The following is a 15,991-nucleotide window of genomic DNA, read 5'->3' as shown; positions in this document are numbered from 1 at the left end:
CCGTCGCCACGTCAATGGACAATCCTTCGCGCCGTAGAAGGACAAGGAGCCAGCGCTGACGCCCCCCTCTCCCCGTTCTTCACGGGGAGAGGGTACGGGTGAGGGGCAGCGCATGCGTGGACCAGAAATCGAAACAACAGGGCGAGCACGACGTCTACGTCAGTCAGACAATGACGCCGAGAACGCACTGTGGATGGAGTTGCGGGACCGCAGACTAAACGGCCACAAATTTGTGAGACAGTTTCCAATAGGCCGCTACTTTGCAGATTTCGCTTGCAGGGACTGCCAGTTGGTTGTCGAGGTCGACGGCAGTCAGCATGTCGACAGCAAGTACGACCAAACGAGAGATCGCCTCATGGTCTCAAGTGATTGGTCTGTACTCCGCTTTTGGAACGTCGACGTATTAAAGGAGCGAGACGCGGTGCTTGAGACGATATTGGCGGCAATAGAACAGCGCCTCGATCGTCATATTGAGACGAGTGAGCTTCGATTCATCGCCGCAAAAAGCTATGGGGAGACATATCCTTGACTGTCGGTGCCGCCCCTCACCCTTACCCTCTCCCCGTGAAGAACGGGGAGAGGGGGACGTCAGCGTTGGCGCTTCAACCTGTCAGGCAAGACCTCTCGGACTCTTCGAGATGAACGCCAAAAAACCCGACCTCCTGCGCGACAACGAACTCATCTACGGTCGTTTGCTCCCCGTCGACGAGCCACACCTCATCCAGCGCTACAACAAGGCGCTGGCCGCCTTCGGTCTCGCGCCGACCAAGCTGAAAAGCTTCCAGATCGACCGCACCGGGTTTTCGCCCGAGATCGCCGACGAATGCGGCGACCCTGACTATCTCGATCCCAACGAGGTCAACCGCCGTTTCATCATCCTGACGCCGTCGCAGATCGACCTGCCGGTGGTGCACACCGCCTTCTCCAACACCTCGCAGCTGATGTTCGAGTTCATGTCCAAGAACCAGCGCGCCATCGACGCGCTGACCATCAAGGACGTCATCTACGGCGAGATCGAGGATTCCGTTCCCAAGGTCAACGACATCGAGGACTTGCTGTCGATCAACCAGGTCGAGTTCAAGGTGCTGTCGGCCGAGGACGTTCTGGGCAAGGCCGCCGAACTCGGCAAGCTGGTCGACCGGCTGAAGCAGGAGCCCGATGCCTGGCGCGACAACGCCATGCTGACGCGCATGGTGGAGCTGGCGAAGATCTGCGGCGACATCAGAGAGAACGCGCTGGTCCCCGACCAGGTGATCTTCCGCCACAACGCCTACTGGACCAGCCATTTCGGCGGGCTCTACGTGTTCGTCGATCCCGACATGACGACGGTGATCAGCGATCCGGCCGCGCCTGGCTTTCGCCGCTCGCGGCCGTGGCAGGTCAGCTATCTCTCGATCAACGACGCCGACAAGGTGTTCAAGTTCCTGGCCAGCACCGGCCGCATCGAACTGCCCCGTGCCTCCTGGATCGAAGCGTCCGGCTATCTCGAGCACCGGGCCGAGATGGTGGTGCGCGCGCTGATCCGCGACGCCGAGCCGAACCGCAATCTGACCGATGTCGACAAGGTCTGGCTGCAGACCTGGATCCAGAGCCATGCCGACCTGATCACCAAGGACGGCAATTTCCCCTTCCTCAACGCCGCCAAGCGCGAGATCGCCCAGCTTGGCCATCTCAAGATCGAGGATGTCTTCCCCCAGCAACGCTTCCTGGTGATCCGCGCCAAGCCGGACCATCCCGACGCCTGGCTGACCAACCGGCTGATCTCGGATTTCGTGCCGACCGACTTCGTCTCGCGCTACATCTTCAACAAGCAGGGCTTCTACAAGGACTATGACGGCTTCAGCGACGCCTGGCGGTCGCATGTTGTGGACGTTCTGAAAACCACATATTTGAAGGACAAGGTGGCGTTTCGCACACGCCTCTACGGCCTGACTGACTAGAACGAAATGAGCCGCCATTTCGTTCTAACTTGTTGTTTTGGCGCATGATGTTATCCAAAAAGCCTGCAACTTTTTGGCATCATGCTGAGTTGTTTTGGCGCATGATGTTATCCAAAAAGTCTGCAACTTTTTGGCATCATGCTTTGAGGGGGTGACACTGCCATGCTCGATCCGATCGTCAATTTCTTCACCCGGATCTTTCAGTGGATCGGCCGCGGCATCGGCCTCTTGATCGGCGCCGTCCTGTGGCCGTTCCTGTGGGCGGGCCGCTGGTACACGCAGCGCGGCTGGATCCTCAAGGCCGTGCTCGGCCTGGCGCTACTGGTGCTGATCGGCCTTTACGCCAACTTCTTCTACGCCACCCAGTGGTGGAACAATTTCAACCCGAACTATCCAGACGGCTACACGTTCGAGAAGCGCAATGTTTCCGCCGGCGAGCAGGTGGCCGCCGGCACCGGTACCGACACGGCAAAGACCTGCGGCAATTCCGGCATTGCCCAGATCGCGGCGGACCTGACCGACTTCAACGTCAATCAGAATGCCTGGATCTCGTCGATGATCCTCTACAAGCTCGGCCTGTTCGGCATCGACTGGGACAACACGCCGTGGATGGACAACAAGGCGTCCTTCCAGCGCGGCATCAACCAGGCGGTGCGGCGCACGGCAACCGAGCTCGCCGACAATCTCGGCCGCGTGCGCACGACCTCGCAGATCGATGCCGATCTGCAGGATGCGCGCGGCAATCTGCAGTTCGACGAATACACCTGGTATTTCGGCGTGAGCCCGTTCGGCCCGAAGACGCCGACCCCGAGCTATTATCGCGACGCCGTGCGCAAGCTGCGCTCGTTCAATGCCCGCCTTGCCACTTGCCAGGCCACGTTCGATGCCCGCGCCGACAATCTGAAGCAGTATATCGACCGCATCGCATCGGACATCGGCTCGACCTCCGCCATCCTCAAGGAGCGTGCCGAGAACCATAACAATGGCTGGTTCGACACCCGCGCCGACGACCGCTACTGGTTCGCCTATGGCCAGCTCTATGCCTATTACGGCCTGATGAAGGGCGCCCAGGCCGACTTCGAGGACGTCATCAAGGAAAAGCACCTGCAGAGCCTGTGGGACACGATGGACGCGCAGTTCGTCTCGGCCCTGCGCATCCAGCCCTTCATCATCGCCAATGGCCGTGAGGATGGCTGGCTGCTGCCGACGCATCTGACGACGATGGGCTTCTACATCCTGCGCGTGCGTTCCAACATGGTCGAAATCAGCAACGTGCTGACGCAGTAAGGCTGCTTACCCGCAATGCATGTCGCCCAAAAGTGGTCCCGGTTTTGGGAAAACGACATGCATGAAAACAAAAGGCTAAAGCGCGATGCGCTTTAGCCGACCGATGGCGAATTTGCGCCGTCGCCTCTGTCGCATTCCGTGCATTGTGCGGCTGTTTTGAGACGGCGGAAGCGCCCCTGCTCTGGCTTCTATACGGCACGGCAAGCGGAGCCAGAAAGAACCGAAGACAGGTCGGCCGGCCGCAGAAGAATTTTCTCTATAGGAAACATAGTTGCATGGAAGTTGACGCCACGGCTGCGACAGGGTTAGAACATGCCCGCGCGCCCGGTTCCAACCTGCTTGCGAGTGAGATCAACCCCGTCCCCTCCACCGTTCAATCCAGAGGAAAGCCGTCATGGCCGAAGTGAAGTCCGACATCGAGATCGCGCGCGCCGCCAAGAAAAAGCAGATCCAGGAGATCGGCCAGAAGATCGGCATCCCGACCGAGCATCTGCTGCCCTATGGCCACGACAAGGCCAAGATCTCGGCCGAGTTCATCAAATCGGTGAAGGGCAACAAGGACGGCAAGCTGATCCTGGTCACCGCCATCAACCCGACGCCTGCCGGCGAAGGCAAGACCACCACCACGGTCGGCCTCGGCGACGGCCTCAACCGCATCGGCAAGAAGGCGATCGTCTGCATCCGCGAAGCTTCGCTCGGCCCGAATTTCGGCGTCAAGGGCGGTGCCGCCGGCGGCGGTTACGCGCAGGTCGTGCCGATGGAGGACATGAACCTCCACTTCACCGGCGACTTCCACGCCATCACCACGGCGCACAATCTGCTTTCGGCACTGATCGACAACCACATCTACTGGGGCAATGAGCTCGGCATCGACACACGCCGCGTGGTGTGGCGCCGCGTCATGGACATGAACGACCGGGCACTGCGCGAAATCATCTGCTCGCTCGGCGGCGTCGCCAACGGCTTTCCGCGTGAAGCCGGTTTCGACATCACCGTCGCCTCGGAAGTCATGGCCATCCTGTGCCTGTCGACCGACCTCAAGGACCTGGAAAAGCGCCTCGGCGACATCATCGTCGCCTATCGCCGCGACAAGTCGCCGGTCTATGCCCGCGACCTCAAGGCCGACGGCGCCATGGCCGTGCTCCTGAAGGACGCCATGCAGCCGAACCTGGTGCAGACGCTGGAGAACAACCCGGCCTTCGTCCATGGCGGCCCGTTCGCCAACATCGCGCATGGCTGCAACTCGGTCGTCGCCACCACCACCGCGTTGAAGCTCGCCGACTATGTCGTCACCGAAGCCGGCTTCGGCGCCGATCTCGGTGCTGAAAAGTTCTTCGACATTAAGTGCCGCAAGGCGGGCCTCAAGCCGGCGGCCGCCGTCATCGTCGCCACCGTGCGCGCCATGAAGATGAACGGCGGCGTCAAGAAGGAAGACCTCGGCAAGGAAAACGTCGAAGCGGTGAAGAAGGGCTGCGCCAACCTTGGCCGCCACATCGAGAACATCCGCCAGTTCGGCGTGCCGGCGGTGGTTGCCATCAACCACTTCTATTCCGACACCGACGCCGAAATCCAGGCGATGAAGGACTATGTCGCCTCGATGGGCGAAGAGGCGGTCTTGTGCAAGCACTGGGCCAAGGGCTCGGCCGGCATCGAGGATCTCGCCAACAAGGTGGTGGCGCTGGCCGAATCCGGCGCCTCGCAGTTCGCGCCGCTCTATCCCGACGCCATGCCGCTGTTCGAGAAGATCAACACCATCGTCCAGCGCATCTATCGCGGCTCGGAAGCGATCGCCGACAAGTCGGTGCGCGACCAGCTCAAGGCCTGGGAAGACGCCGGCTACGGCAATCTGCCGGTCTGCATGGCCAAGACCCAGTACTCCTTCTCGACCGACCCGAACCTGCGCGGCGCGCCGACCGGCCACACCGTGCCGGTGCGCGAGGTCAGGCTTTCGGCGGGCGCCGGCTTCGTCGTCATCATCTGCGGTGAGGTCATGACCATGCCCGGCCTGCCCAAGGCGCCGTCCTCGGAAAAGATCTTCCTCAACGAGGCCGGCCAGATCGAAGGCCTGTTCTAGAATCCTTCAAAATCCCAAACGGCAAAGGGCGCCGCAGCGATGCGGCGCCCTTTGTGTTTGCGGAGTGGTCCTAAGCCGCGCTGCGCGCCAGCGCCCGCTGGTTGGAGGCGTAGATCGTGTCGCGCTCCGGCAAGGCGCCGGTCTTCAGGCACTCGACCCATTCGGCGGTCTTCAGCACCGCGGCGAAGCGCGACTGCAGGATAACAGTGACCACGCGGTGGATCTCCTCTGCCGAGGCATAGCCGGCGCTGTTGGCGTAAGGCACCGAGCCGGTCGCGTCCGACAGGAACTCCACGGCAAAACCCGTATGCACGGCGTGGATGATGGTCGACAGGTCGCAATTATGCGTCATGTAGCCGACCACCGTGATCGTATCGATGGCGTTGGCGCGCAGCCAAGCCTCAAGGTCGGTACCGGTGAAGGCCGAGGGCAGATTTTTCTCGACATAGTGGTCGCGGCCACGCCGAGCGATTTCGGGATGCAGTTCGCCGCCATGGCTGCCCCGGGCGAAGATCGGCGAGGTCTCAGGCGCCATCTGCTTGACGACAACCACCTTGATGCCCGCAGCGGCAGCCGCATCCATGGCGCGCGCCACATTGACGACGCTGTCGCGGAACGGCGGATGCTGGATGGCCAGATTGCCGCCGTCATAATCGTTCTGAACGTCGACGACGATGAGCGCGCGGCGCGGCGTGGTGTTGGCTGAGACAGACATGGTGTTTTCCTTTCCGGCTTGACTGCGATGGGCGGAAAATAGGCGGCTTCGTGATCAGTCAAAAGTGGCCCGATTGACATCATTCGAAAGAATTGGGACAATGATCTTTCCCAACTGGAAGCTGCCCATGACCGCCCCGATCATTGCCGTGCTCGCCTTTGACGGCATCAGCCCGTTCCATCTCTCCGTGCCTTGCCTGGTGTTCGGCGCCGACCGCACGAGGCTCGGCCTGCCGCGCTTCGACTTTCGCGTCTGCGGGGTCGAGCAAGGCATGATCCGGACGGATGCCGGGCTGAGCATCCTTGTCCCGCACGGTCTGTCAGCGCTCGACGATGCCGACATTGTCATCATCCCGAGTTGGAAGGATCTCGAAGCCCCTCTCGCCAGGCCGCTCCACGAGGCGCTCGGCCGCGCGCATAGGCGCGGCGCACTCATCGTCGGCCTGTGCCTCGGCACCTTTGCCATCGCCGCCGCCGGCCTGCTTTCGGGCCGCAACGCGACCACGCACTGGGCCTATACAGACCAGCTGCGCGCCCTGCACCCCGACATTTCGATCGATGCGGATGTGCTCTATGTCGATGACGGCGACATCGTCACCTCGGCCGGCGTCGCCGCCGGGCTGGATTGCTGCCTGCACATTGTGCGCGCCCGCTATGGCGCGGAAGTGGCACTGCGGCTCGCCCGCCACATCGTGCTCTCACCCCACCGTCAGGGCGGGCAGGCGCAGTTCATCGAACGTCCCGTTGCAAAGAGCGCTGACGCCGACCGCTTCACCCAGGCGCTCGACGCAGTGCGCGCGACGCTCGGCGAAACGCACAGCCTCGACAGCGTCGCCGAAACCGCCGGCCTGACCCGGCGCACCTTCACCCGCCGCTTCCAGAAATCGATCGGCACCAGTTTTGGCGACTGGCTGACCAGCCAGCGCATCGAACTGGCGCAGCGCCTGCTGGAAGCCACGGAGAAATCGATGGACATCGTCGCCTTCGAGGCCGGCTTCGGCAGCGCCACCTCGCTGCGCCAGCATTTCGCCGCAAGGCTCCGGACATCGCCGGCGCAGTATCGGCGGGAATTCTCAAGACAGGCAGACCAGGGCGAACGCATGGCGCGTGCCTGATTGCTTGCAACGGGACTCAGCCGCGCTTGACCGCCCGCGCCGGATTGCCGACCACCGTCGTGTTTGCCGGCACGTCGCGCGTCACCACCGCGCCGGCGCCGACGATGGCGCCCTCGCCGATGCTGACGCCGCCAAGGATGACTGCGCTGCCGCCCATCCAGGCATGGGCGCCGATCTCGACCGGCCTGGCGATCTCCAGTCCCGCCTGTCGACCCGCAGCTTCCTTATGGTGCTCGGCGCAGTAGATCTGCACATTGGGGCCGAGCAGCGTTCCCTTGCCGATGCGTACCCTTGCCGTGTCGAGGATTGTGCAGCCGGCGTTGAGGAAGACGCCGTCGCCGAGAAAGATGTTGAAGCCGTAGGCGCAGTGGAACGGCGCCTCGATGCGGGCGCCCTCGCCGACGCCGCCAAGCAATGCCTTCAGGCCCGGCCCGAGATTGCCGCGCTGCCGCGGCGGAAGCGAATTGTGCTCGAACACCGCGTCGCGCGCGGCAACACGCAGCGCCTCCAGCTCGTCATCGAGGCAAGTGTACCACTCGCCGGCCGCCATCTTCGCGCGCTCGCTTCCAGCCATGGCGGATCTCCGATTGGTGTCTTTGCAGAGCATAGTAGCGTCCCGCAGAAAAGCGCCAATCCAAGTACTGGTCAAATATTGGACCTATGGTAGCCTGCCGTCTCAAGGCCGTCCTGGCCCGGTGATCGAGGGGATCAACATGCTCTATCTTCTTGCACTTCTGATCGGCGTCATTGCCGGTCTGCGCGCCATGACCGCGCCGGCCGCGGTCGCCTGGGGCGCGTATCTGGGCTGGCTGCCGGTTGCCGGCACCTGGGCAAGCTTCATGAGCCATTGGGCCGCTGTCGGCATCTTCACGATCCTGGCCATCGTCGAACTCGTCACCGACCAGCTGCCGTCGACGCCAAGCCGTAAAGTGCCGCAACAGTTCGGCGCCCGCATTATCATGGGCGCCTTCACCGGCGCAGTGATCGGCGCGACCGGTGGCGCCACCATCGTCTGCCTGATCGCCGGCGCCATCGGCGCGGTCATCGGCACGCTGGGCGGCGCCGAAGCGCGCGGCCGGCTGGCAGCCGCTTTCGGCAAGGATCCGCCCGCCGCCTTCATCGAGGACGCGGTCGCGATCATCGGCGGCCTGCTGATCGTGGCGGCGGTGGCATGACGGCAAAAAATTTCGACGCCATCATCATTGGCGCCGGCCAGGCCGGCACACCGCTCGCCGGCAGGCTGAACGCAGCCGGCATGAGCGTGGCGCTGATCGAGCGCAAGCTGGTCGGCGGCACCTGCGTCAACACCGGCTGCATCCCGACCAAGACGATGGTGGCGAGCGCCTATGCCGCGCATCTGGCGCGGCGCGCGGCCGATTATGGCGTCACGATCAGTGGCCCTGTCGGCGTCGACTATGCCAAGATCAAGGCGCGCAAGGACAAGGTTTCCGGCGCCTCCCGCACCGGGCTGGAAAGCTGGATCGCCAGCATGGACAAATGCACGCTCTATCGCGGCCATGCGCGCTTCGAATCCGCCAATACGGTGCGCGTCGGCGACGACCTTCTGACCGCCGGCAAGATCTTCCTCAACACCGGCGGCCGTGCCTCAGTGCCTGATTTGCCCGGCATCCACGACATCGACTATTTGACCAATTCCTCGATGATGGATCTCGAGGTCCTGCCGCGCCATCTGATCGTCGTCGGCGGCAGCTATATCTCGCTCGAATTCGCGCAGATGTTCCGCCGTTTCGGCTCGGAAGTCACCGTCGTCGAGAAGAGCCCGCGCCTGACCGGCCGCGAGGACGAGGACGTCTCGGCCACCATCCTGTCCATCCTCGAAAACGAAGGCATCGCGGTCCATGTCGGCGCCGACGACATCGGCTTCGCCAAACAGGGCAACGATATCGCCGTGACCTTCTCTGCCGGCAAGCCGCCAGCTGTCGGTTCTCACGTGCTGCTGGCGCTGGGACGCACCCCAAACACCGACGATCTCGGCCTCGACAAAGCCGGCGTCGAAGTCGACAAGCGCGGCTTCGTCGCGGTCGACGACCAGCTGCGCACCAGCGTGCCGGGCATCTGGGCGATGGGCGACTGCAACGGCAAGGGAGCCTTCACCCACACCTCCTACAATGACTACGAGATCGTCGCCGCCAATCTGCTCGACAATGATCCGCGCAAGGTCAGCGACCGCATCGAGGCCTATGCGCTCTATATCGACCCGCCGCTCGGCCGCTGCGGCATGACCGAGGCGGCGGTGAGGAAATCCGGACGCCGCGCGCTGGTCGGCCAGCGGCCGATGACCCGCGTCGGCCGCGCCGTCGAAAAAGGCGAGACGCAAGGCTTCATGAAGATTCTCGTCGATGCCGACACCAGGGAAATCCTCGGCTGTTCCGTGCTTGGTCCCGGCGGCGACGAGGCGGTGCATTGCGTGCTCGATTTGATGTACGCCAAGGCGCCGGTCGACACGCTGGCGCGCGCGACGCACATCCACCCCACAGTCTCGGAACTGCTGCCCACCATCGCCCAGGAGCTGAAGCCGCTGGCCTGAAGTCTAGTCCCCCGCATCCGGTCCGGTCAGCTTCGCTTCCAGTCGGCCGAGCAGAAGCATGGCGCCGCTCAGTTCGGCGTCGCCTACATCGCTCAACAGATCGGCGCGCAGCACCGCCAGCAACCGCTCGATCTCGGTCACGCGGCTGCGCCCGGCATCGGTGAGCGACAGGATTTTGGCGCGTCTGTCGGCCGCGTCCTCCGCGCGCGTCACCAGCCCTTCCTCGACCAGCAGATCGACGATGCGCACCAGCGACGGCCCCTCGAAGCCGAGATGATCGGCGAGCACACCCTGGCGCTGATTGTCGCCCAACCGCGACAGCATCACCAATGGCATGGCGGTGGCATGCGACAGCCCGCAATCGTCGAGTGCCTTGTCGGCCGCGCGCCGCCACAACCTGGCGACTGATATAACGAGTTGGCCAAATCTGGCTCGATCCAGGTCTTGCTTGGGCATGGCGAAAAAGATAACATGCTATCTATTAGGTTGCGATAAAATTCTTTTCCCTGGCGAAGCCCCCGTCGCCAAAAAACCGGAAGCCGACGACCGAGCTCCAAAGATCGCCCTGACGGCCCTTTTCGGCCGCCGCGACCGCGAGGCACCGCGACCGGAAAAGCGTGAGGACCGACATGGCGAACCAAGATTCCAACAGCTCCGGCGGCATCTGGCTGCTTGTCCTTTTCGGCCTGGTGCAGATGATCATCGGCCTGCCGCTGCTCTATGGCGGCGTCCAGCTCATCGGGCTTGGCGGCTCCTGGTATTACGCGCTGGCCGGCGCCGGCATCATTGTCTCCGGTTTCCTCTTTGCCTTGCGCCGTCGCGCCGGCTTCTGGCTGTACATCCTCATTTTCCTCGCCACCATTGCCTGGGCTCTATGGGAGACCGGGCTGAATTTCTGGCCGCTGGTGCCGCGACTGGTCGCGCCGGCAGTGCTTGCGGTGATCGCCCTCCTGCTGGCGCCGCTGTTCCCGTCCTCCAGTGGCGGCAAGCGTGAACCCTTCACCCTTGCCGGCATCCTCGTGCTCGGCCTGGTCGCCACCGCCGCCTACGCCTTCCAGCCGCATGGCGTCATCCGCAACATCGCTCCCGCCAGCGAAGCGCCGGCGCCTGCCGCCGCGATGGCCTCCAGCACCGACTGGCGCCACTACGGCCGCACGCCCGCCGGCACCCGCTATGCGCCGATCGGCCAGATCAACAAGGACAATGTGAAGGGCCTCAAGGTCGCCTGGACCTTCCGCACCGGCGACGTCCCGGCCAAGGGCGCCGAGGACCAGAACACGCCGCTGCAGATCGGCGACACCGTCTACACCTGCTCTTCGACAAACATCGTCAATGCACTCAACGCCGAGACCGGCGAGCCGCGCTGGAAATTCGACCCGAAGGCCTCGGCGCCACTATGGCAGCGCTGCCGCGGTGTCAGCTACTACCAGCCCACAGCCGATGCGGTGGCCAGCGGCGCTCCAGCCGCCTGTGCCGGCCGCATCGTCATGACCACCATCGACGCGCGGCTGATCGAGATCGATGCCAGGACCGGCCAGCCCTGCGCGGATTTCGGCCAGGGCGGCACTGTCGACCTCAAGCAAGGCATGGGCGAGGTCAAGGCCGGTTTCTATTTCCAGACCTCGGCACCGACAGTCATGCGCGACCTGATCATGGTCGGCGGCTGGGTCTGGGACAATGTCGAGACCGGCGAGCCCTCCGGCGCCATCCGTGCCTTCAGCGCCAGGACAGGCGAACTGGTCTGGGCCTGGGACCTCGGCAACCCCGCCATCACCAAAATGCCGCCGGAAGGCGAGAGCTACACGCGCGGCACGCCCAATGTCTGGTCGACGCCGAGCTATGACGATGCGCTCGGCCTCGTCTATCTGCCGACCGGCAACGCCACCCCAGACTTCTTCGGCGCCGAGCGCAGCAAGGCGGCGGAGGATTACACCGCTTCGGTCGTCGCGCTCGATATCGCCACCGGCCGCGAGCGATGGAAATTCCAGACCGTGCATCACGATCTGTGGGACTATGACCTTCCCTCTCAGCCGGCGCTCTATGATGTGCCCGACGGCAAGGGCGGCAAGGTGCCGGCGCTGATCCAGGTGACCAAGCGCGGCCAGATCTTCATGCTCGACCGCCGCGACGGCAAGCCGATCGCCGAGGTGCAGGAAAAGCCGGTGCCTCAGGATGGCGGCGCCAAGGAGGATTTCCTGTCGCCGACCCAGCCCTATTCGGTCGGCATGCCTTCGATCGGCGATCAGCCGTTCACCGAAGCCAGCATGTGGGGCGCCACGCCGTTCGACCAGCTCTACTGCCGCATCGGCTTCAAGAGGCTGCGCTATGAGGGCGAGTTCACGCCGCCCGGCCCGACACGCTCGCTGCAGTTTCCCGGCTATTATGGCGGCATGAACTGGGGCAGCGCCTCGATCGACGAGGCCAATGGCTATCTCATCGTCAACGATATCCGAATGCCGCAATTCGTCGAGTTGCTGCCGCGCGCCGTGGCCGACAATTATGGTCCCTCGGCGGCGCATGACGGCCTCGGCACCCAGCTTGGCACGCCTTATGGCGCGCTGAAGAACGGCTTCATGTCGCCGCTCGGCGTGCCTTGCCATCAGCCGCCCTACGGCACGATCAGCGCCATCGACCTGAACACGCGAAAACTCGTCTGGCAGGTGCCGGCCGGCACGCTGCAGGACACCGGCCCGCTCGGCATGAAGACCGGCCTGCAGATCCCGATTGGCATGCCGTCGCTCGGCGGCCCGGTGACGACGGCGGGCGGCCTCGTCTTCTATGCCGGCACGCAGGACTACTATCTGCGTGCCATCGATGTCGCCACCGGCGAGGAGCTTTGGAAAGGCCGCCTGCCGGTCGGCGCGCAGGCGACACCGATGACCTACACCTCGCCCGAAAGCGGCCGCCAGTTCGTCGTCGTCTCGGCGGGCGGCGCACGACAGTCGCCCGACCGTGGCGACTACATCATCGCCTATGCCTTGCCGAAGGCGCAATGATCCGCAAGTTCCTCCACGGATGATCGACAAACGGGACGCCTCGGCGCCCCGTTTGTCGATCTGCCCCCCGCTTTCTGCATTGCTCCATTGCAGCGATAGACATTGCGTCTGATATGGATACTCGCGCAGTCTGGAAATTGAACCGATTCAGTCTGGACGCCCCATGCCTTTGCCGATCCTTGCGCTTGCCATTGCGTCCTTCTGCATCGGCACCACCGAATTCGTCATCATGGGCCTGCTGCCGGAGGTCGCCGCCGACCTTCGCGTGTCGATCCCTTCGGCCGGGCTGCTGGTCACCGGCTATGCGCTCGGCGTCGTCTTCGGCGCGCCGATCGTGGCGATGGCCACCGCGCATTTGCCGCGCAAGCCGGTGCTGGTCGGGCTGACGGCTTCATTTGTCATCGGCAATCTGTTCTGCGCCATCGCGCCCGACTATTGGACGCTGATGGCGGCGCGTGTCTTCACCGCTTTTGGCCACGGTGCCTTCTTCGGCATCGGCTCGGTCGTCGCCGCCAGCCTGGTGCCGCGCAACAAGCGCGCCAGCGCCATGGCGCTGATGTTTGCCGGCCTCACGCTGTCCAACATCCTCGGCGTTCCCGCCGGCACGGCCCTTGGCGAAGCCTTCGGCTGGCGCTCCACATTCATCGCCGTGGTCGGCATCGGCCTGATCTCGGTCGCGGCGATCGCCTGGCTGGTGCCGTCGGATGTCACGGAGCCGAGCGGCGGCGGCCTGCGTGGCGAGTTGCGGGTGCTGGGCAGGCTGCAGGTCTGGCTGGCGATGCTGATCGCCTCGCTGGCCTCGGCCAGCCTGTTTGCCGTGTTCACCTACATCAAGCCATATCTGACCGACGTGTCCGGCCTGTCCACATCGGCAGTCACCTGGGTGCTCCTGCTGTTCGGCGCCGGCATGACGATCGGCAACATCATTGGTGGGCGGCTGGCGGACTGGAAGCTGATGCCGACGGTGATCGGTACGCTGCTTCTGATGGCGGTGCTGTTCGTCGGCTTCATGCAGTTCGGCGCCATTGCAAGCGTCGCCATCGGCATTGTCTTCCTCTGGGGCCTGCTCATCTTCGTCGTGGTGCCGCCGCTGCAGATCCGCGTCGTCGAGGCGGCTTCCGAAGGGCCCAACCTTGCCGCCACGCTGAACCAGGGCGCGTTCAATGTCGGCAATGCCGGCGGCGCCTGGATCGGCGGCGTGGCCCTGTCCGCCGGCGTTTCCTACGCCCACCTGCCATTGGTCGGCGCGGTGCTCGCGCTGCTGGCGGTCACCGTCGCGGTGCTGTCGCAAGCACTGGACCGGCGCGCGCCCGTCCCGCTCCAGGCTGCCGCGGAATAGACGTCCATCGCCAGAGGGACGGAAATCTTGCGCCCATAGCGCGGCAGGCTGGACCAATCGACAGCGATACCTCAAATGGGCATGTCTCATCGCTCTAATGGAGGAAGCCATGCAGAAATCGATCGAACGCATCGCCGGTGACAGCGAAGGCGTTTCCTACGAATTTCCCGTGTTCCGCTTCACGGGCGCCGACAAGGCGGCGCCCTCGGCCTATCTGCAGGCCGCCCTCCATGCCGGCGAACTGCCAGGGGTCGTCGCCATCGACGCGCTGATGCCGGCGCTGAGCAAGGCCGAGGCCGAAGGCCGTATCAAGGGCGACATCACCATCGTGCCCTGGGCCAACCCGATCGGCCGCGCGCAGTATCATTTCGGCGAGCACCAGGGCCGCTTTCACCTGGGCACCCGCACCAATTTCAACCGCGCCTTCCCGCTGCTTGCCGCGCCCGACGCCAGGCTGTTGCCCGACACCTCCTTTGGCGGCGCCGACCAGCGGCTGAAGTCACGCCTGGTGCAGTTGTCGCTCGGCCATGACATCGTGCTCGACCTGCACTGCGACGACGAGGGCCTTGCCTATCTCTACATCCACACCAGCCTGTGGCCTGCCATGGCCGATTGCGCCGCCGCCATGGGCGTCGATGCGGTCGTGTTGTGGAGCGAGGACACCGACGGCACCTTCGAGGGCGCCTCGATCATGCCCTACCAGAACGTTCCCGCCGACGTGGCGAAGTTCGACCGCCGTGTCGCCACCACGGTCGAATATCGCGGCATCCTCGACGTCGATGGCGCCCTCGCCAAAGCCGACGCCGAAGGCCTCTACCGGCTGCTGGTGGCGCGCGGCGTGATCACCGACGGCGCGCTTTCCGAACCCGGCCCTTTCAAGGGCGTTGTCGCCCCGTTGGAAAACATCGACATGATGCCCGCTCCCCGGGCTGGCGCTGTGCTCTATGACGTGAAGCCCGGCGACCGCGTCGCCAGGGGCGATCGCCTTGCCACCATTGTCCATGCCCCGGGCGAGGCCGATGGCCGCGCGGAAGTGTTCGCGCCGCAGGACGGCATCATCCTGACCCGCCGCTCGCGCCGCATCATCCGCGCCGGCGAGGACCTGCTGAAGCTGGTCGGCGACAGGAAGAGCGCCGACGCCAGGTCAGGTACGCTGGAGGATTGACTTAACCCGAGATCGCTTGCCGCGCCTTGGCCTCCAGCCACTCCGCCATCTGCCGGTAAGGCACCGGGCCGTGGCTGATGCGGGCGACGCCGAGTTCGGCCAGCCGCTGGCGCGGCGGCACATGCGCCAATGCGATGATGTTGACCGGCAGCGCCGTGGCCTTGCACAGCGCCTCGATGAGGCCCTCGTCACCCAGGCCTGCCGCAAAGAAGCCGCTTGCTCCGGCCTTTTCATAGGCATGCGCCCGCTCGATCGCCTGGTCGAGCAGTCCCCTGTCATGCGCATCGGGCTTCGCCTTGAGGAAAATGTCGGTGCGAGCGTTGAGGAAGGCCGGTATGCCCGACGCCTTGACGGCCGCCGCGGCGGCTTCGACCCGCTTCACCTGAACGGCGATGTCGTGCAGGCCGGTGCCACCGACGATCTGGTCCTCGAAATTGAAGCCGATGGCGCCGGCCTGCAATGCGCGTGTCACGGTCTGGGCGACGACTTCCGGCTCGATGCCGTAGCCGCCTTCAAGATCCATGGTCACCGGCAGGTCGACCGCCGCGACGATTCGCTTGATGTTGTCGAGCGCCAGGTCCAGCGGGATTTTCTCGCCGTCGGCATAGCCGAAGGCGGCCGCGACCGGCCAACTCCCGGTGGCGATCGCCTTGGCGCCGGCTTTCTCGACGATCTTGGCCGAGCCTGGATCCCAGGCATTGTAGAGAACGATCGGATTGCCCTTGACGTGAAGGGAATGGAACGTCCGCGCGCGCTCGGCCTGATCGGTCATTGGTGTCTTCCCGTTCTCTGGATGTCGGATGTGCAGTCTAG

At 64.3% G+C, this 15,991-nt stretch carries 14 protein-coding genes; 10 read left to right on the top strand and 4 right to left on the bottom strand.

Translation table 11 applies throughout. From position 1 onward, the window contains the following. Positions 1-112: 112 nt before the first annotated feature. The 4 genes from JG746_RS11170 (at position 113) to JG746_RS11155 (ending at position 5,301) form a co-directional block, all read left to right on the top strand. The gene (locus tag JG746_RS11170; RefSeq protein ID WP_202358177.1) at positions 113-529 is read left to right on the top strand and encodes an endonuclease domain-containing protein; all 417 of its coding nucleotides are present in this window, start codon (positions 113-115) and stop codon (positions 527-529) included. Positions 530-638: 109 nt separating this feature from the next. Further along, complete coding sequence (locus JG746_RS11165; protein WP_202358176.1) at positions 639-1,940, top strand: DUF6638 family protein; 1,302 nt, start codon at positions 639-641, stop codon at positions 1,938-1,940. Positions 1,941-2,102: 162 nt separating this feature from the next. Next, a complete protein-coding gene (locus tag JG746_RS11160; protein WP_202358175.1) occupies positions 2,103-3,227 on the top strand; it encodes a DUF2333 family protein in 1,125 nt (374 codons plus the stop codon). 394 nt (positions 3,228-3,621) lie between these two features. Then, positions 3,622-5,301, top strand: a complete 1,680-nt coding sequence (locus JG746_RS11155) for a formate--tetrahydrofolate ligase (RefSeq protein ID WP_202358174.1) — start codon at positions 3,622-3,624, stop codon at positions 5,299-5,301. A 70-nt stretch (positions 5,302-5,371) separates the two neighbouring features. Here the strand turns inward: JG746_RS11155 and JG746_RS11150 are convergent, their stop codons facing one another. Continuing rightward, positions 5,372-6,016, bottom strand: coding sequence for a cysteine hydrolase family protein (locus JG746_RS11150; RefSeq protein WP_202358173.1), 645 nt, complete (start codon positions 6,014-6,016; stop codon positions 5,372-5,374). Between the two features lie 127 nt (positions 6,017-6,143). On the opposite strand from JG746_RS11150, the gene JG746_RS11145 reads away from it, so the two are divergent. Further along, on the top strand, positions 6,144-7,130 hold the full coding sequence (locus JG746_RS11145) for a GlxA family transcriptional regulator (RefSeq protein ID WP_202358172.1): 987 nt from the start codon (positions 6,144-6,146) through the stop codon (positions 7,128-7,130). A gap of 16 nt (positions 7,131-7,146) precedes the next feature. Here the strand turns inward: JG746_RS11145 and JG746_RS11140 are convergent, their stop codons facing one another. Further along, positions 7,147-7,704: a sugar O-acetyltransferase gene (locus tag JG746_RS11140; protein WP_202358171.1), complete on the bottom strand. Its 558-nt coding sequence runs from the start codon at positions 7,702-7,704 to the stop codon at positions 7,147-7,149. A 139-nt stretch (positions 7,705-7,843) separates the two neighbouring features. On the opposite strand from JG746_RS11140, the gene JG746_RS11135 reads away from it, so the two are divergent. Together JG746_RS11135 and JG746_RS11130 are read left to right on the top strand one after the other, a co-directional pair. Next, on the top strand, positions 7,844-8,305 hold the full coding sequence (locus JG746_RS11135; protein ID WP_202358170.1) for a DUF4126 domain-containing protein: 462 nt from the start codon (positions 7,844-7,846) through the stop codon (positions 8,303-8,305). Then, complete coding sequence (locus JG746_RS11130; RefSeq protein WP_202358169.1) at positions 8,302-9,678, top strand: FAD-containing oxidoreductase; 1,377 nt, start codon at positions 8,302-8,304, stop codon at positions 9,676-9,678. The genes JG746_RS11135 and JG746_RS11130 overlap by 4 nt, the downstream gene beginning before the upstream one ends. A gap of 3 nt (positions 9,679-9,681) precedes the next feature. On the opposite strand, the gene JG746_RS11125 is transcribed toward JG746_RS11130, so the two are convergent. After that, positions 9,682-10,134, bottom strand: coding sequence for a MarR family winged helix-turn-helix transcriptional regulator (locus tag JG746_RS11125; RefSeq protein WP_202358168.1), 453 nt, complete (start codon positions 10,132-10,134; stop codon positions 9,682-9,684). Positions 10,135-10,307: 173 nt separating this feature from the next. On the opposite strand from JG746_RS11125, the gene JG746_RS11120 reads away from it, so the two are divergent. The 3 genes from JG746_RS11120 to JG746_RS11110 all read left to right on the top strand — a co-directional run bounded on the left by JG746_RS11120 (position 10,308) and on the right by JG746_RS11110 (position 15,178). Next, positions 10,308-12,674 carry a membrane-bound PQQ-dependent dehydrogenase, glucose/quinate/shikimate family gene (locus JG746_RS11120; RefSeq protein ID WP_202358167.1) on the top strand — a complete coding sequence of 789 codons (2,367 nt, stop codon included), beginning with the start codon at positions 10,308-10,310 and terminating at the stop codon, positions 12,672-12,674. A gap of 163 nt (positions 12,675-12,837) precedes the next feature. Next, entirely contained in the window at positions 12,838-14,013 is a 1,176-nt protein-coding gene (locus tag JG746_RS11115) for an MFS transporter (RefSeq protein WP_202358166.1), read from the top strand. Between the two features lie 109 nt (positions 14,014-14,122). Further along, complete coding sequence (locus JG746_RS11110) at positions 14,123-15,178, top strand: succinylglutamate desuccinylase/aspartoacylase family protein (RefSeq protein ID WP_202358165.1); 1,056 nt, start codon at positions 14,123-14,125, stop codon at positions 15,176-15,178. 1 nt (position 15,179) lies between these two features. Here the strand turns inward: JG746_RS11110 and JG746_RS11105 are convergent, their stop codons facing one another. Next, complete coding sequence (locus tag JG746_RS11105; protein WP_202358164.1) at positions 15,180-15,950, bottom strand: isocitrate lyase/PEP mutase family protein; 771 nt, start codon at positions 15,948-15,950, stop codon at positions 15,180-15,182. Between the last annotated feature and the right edge of the window lie 41 nt (positions 15,951-15,991).

The organism is Mesorhizobium sp. 113-3-3, from assembly GCF_016756495.1.
Lineage (GTDB): Bacteria > Pseudomonadota > Alphaproteobacteria > Rhizobiales > Rhizobiaceae > Mesorhizobium.
Note: the sequence above shows the minus strand (reverse complement) of the source record. Positions and strands in the feature narration are given on the sequence as shown.

What these genes read in the sequence shown, in the direction of transcription:
- JG746_RS11170 (WP_202358177.1), top strand. Translation starts at nt 113, where the DNA reads ATGCGTGGACCAGAAATCGAAACAACAGGGCGAGCACGACGTCTACGT.
- JG746_RS11165 (WP_202358176.1), top strand. Translation starts at nt 639, where the DNA reads ATGAACGCCAAAAAACCCGACCTCCTGCGCGACAACGAACTCATCTAC.
- JG746_RS11160 (WP_202358175.1), top strand. Translation starts at nt 2,103, where the DNA reads ATGCTCGATCCGATCGTCAATTTCTTCACCCGGATCTTTCAGTGGATC.
- JG746_RS11155 (WP_202358174.1), top strand. Translation starts at nt 3,622, where the DNA reads ATGGCCGAAGTGAAGTCCGACATCGAGATCGCGCGCGCCGCCAAGAAA.
- JG746_RS11150 (WP_202358173.1), bottom strand. Translation starts at nt 6,016, where the DNA reads ATGTCTGTCTCAGCCAACACCACGCCGCGCCGCGCGCTCATCGTCGTC.
- JG746_RS11145 (WP_202358172.1), top strand. Translation starts at nt 6,144, where the DNA reads ATGACCGCCCCGATCATTGCCGTGCTCGCCTTTGACGGCATCAGCCCG.
- JG746_RS11140 (WP_202358171.1), bottom strand. Translation starts at nt 7,704, where the DNA reads ATGGCTGGAAGCGAGCGCGCGAAGATGGCGGCCGGCGAGTGGTACACT.
- JG746_RS11135 (WP_202358170.1), top strand. Translation starts at nt 7,844, where the DNA reads ATGCTCTATCTTCTTGCACTTCTGATCGGCGTCATTGCCGGTCTGCGC.
- JG746_RS11130 (WP_202358169.1), top strand. Translation starts at nt 8,302, where the DNA reads ATGACGGCAAAAAATTTCGACGCCATCATCATTGGCGCCGGCCAGGCC.
- JG746_RS11125 (WP_202358168.1), bottom strand. Translation starts at nt 10,134, where the DNA reads ATGCCCAAGCAAGACCTGGATCGAGCCAGATTTGGCCAACTCGTTATA.
- JG746_RS11120 (WP_202358167.1), top strand. Translation starts at nt 10,308, where the DNA reads ATGGCGAACCAAGATTCCAACAGCTCCGGCGGCATCTGGCTGCTTGTC.
- JG746_RS11115 (WP_202358166.1), top strand. Translation starts at nt 12,838, where the DNA reads ATGCCTTTGCCGATCCTTGCGCTTGCCATTGCGTCCTTCTGCATCGGC.
- JG746_RS11110 (WP_202358165.1), top strand. Translation starts at nt 14,123, where the DNA reads ATGCAGAAATCGATCGAACGCATCGCCGGTGACAGCGAAGGCGTTTCC.
- JG746_RS11105 (WP_202358164.1), bottom strand. Translation starts at nt 15,950, where the DNA reads ATGACCGATCAGGCCGAGCGCGCGCGGACGTTCCATTCCCTTCACGTC.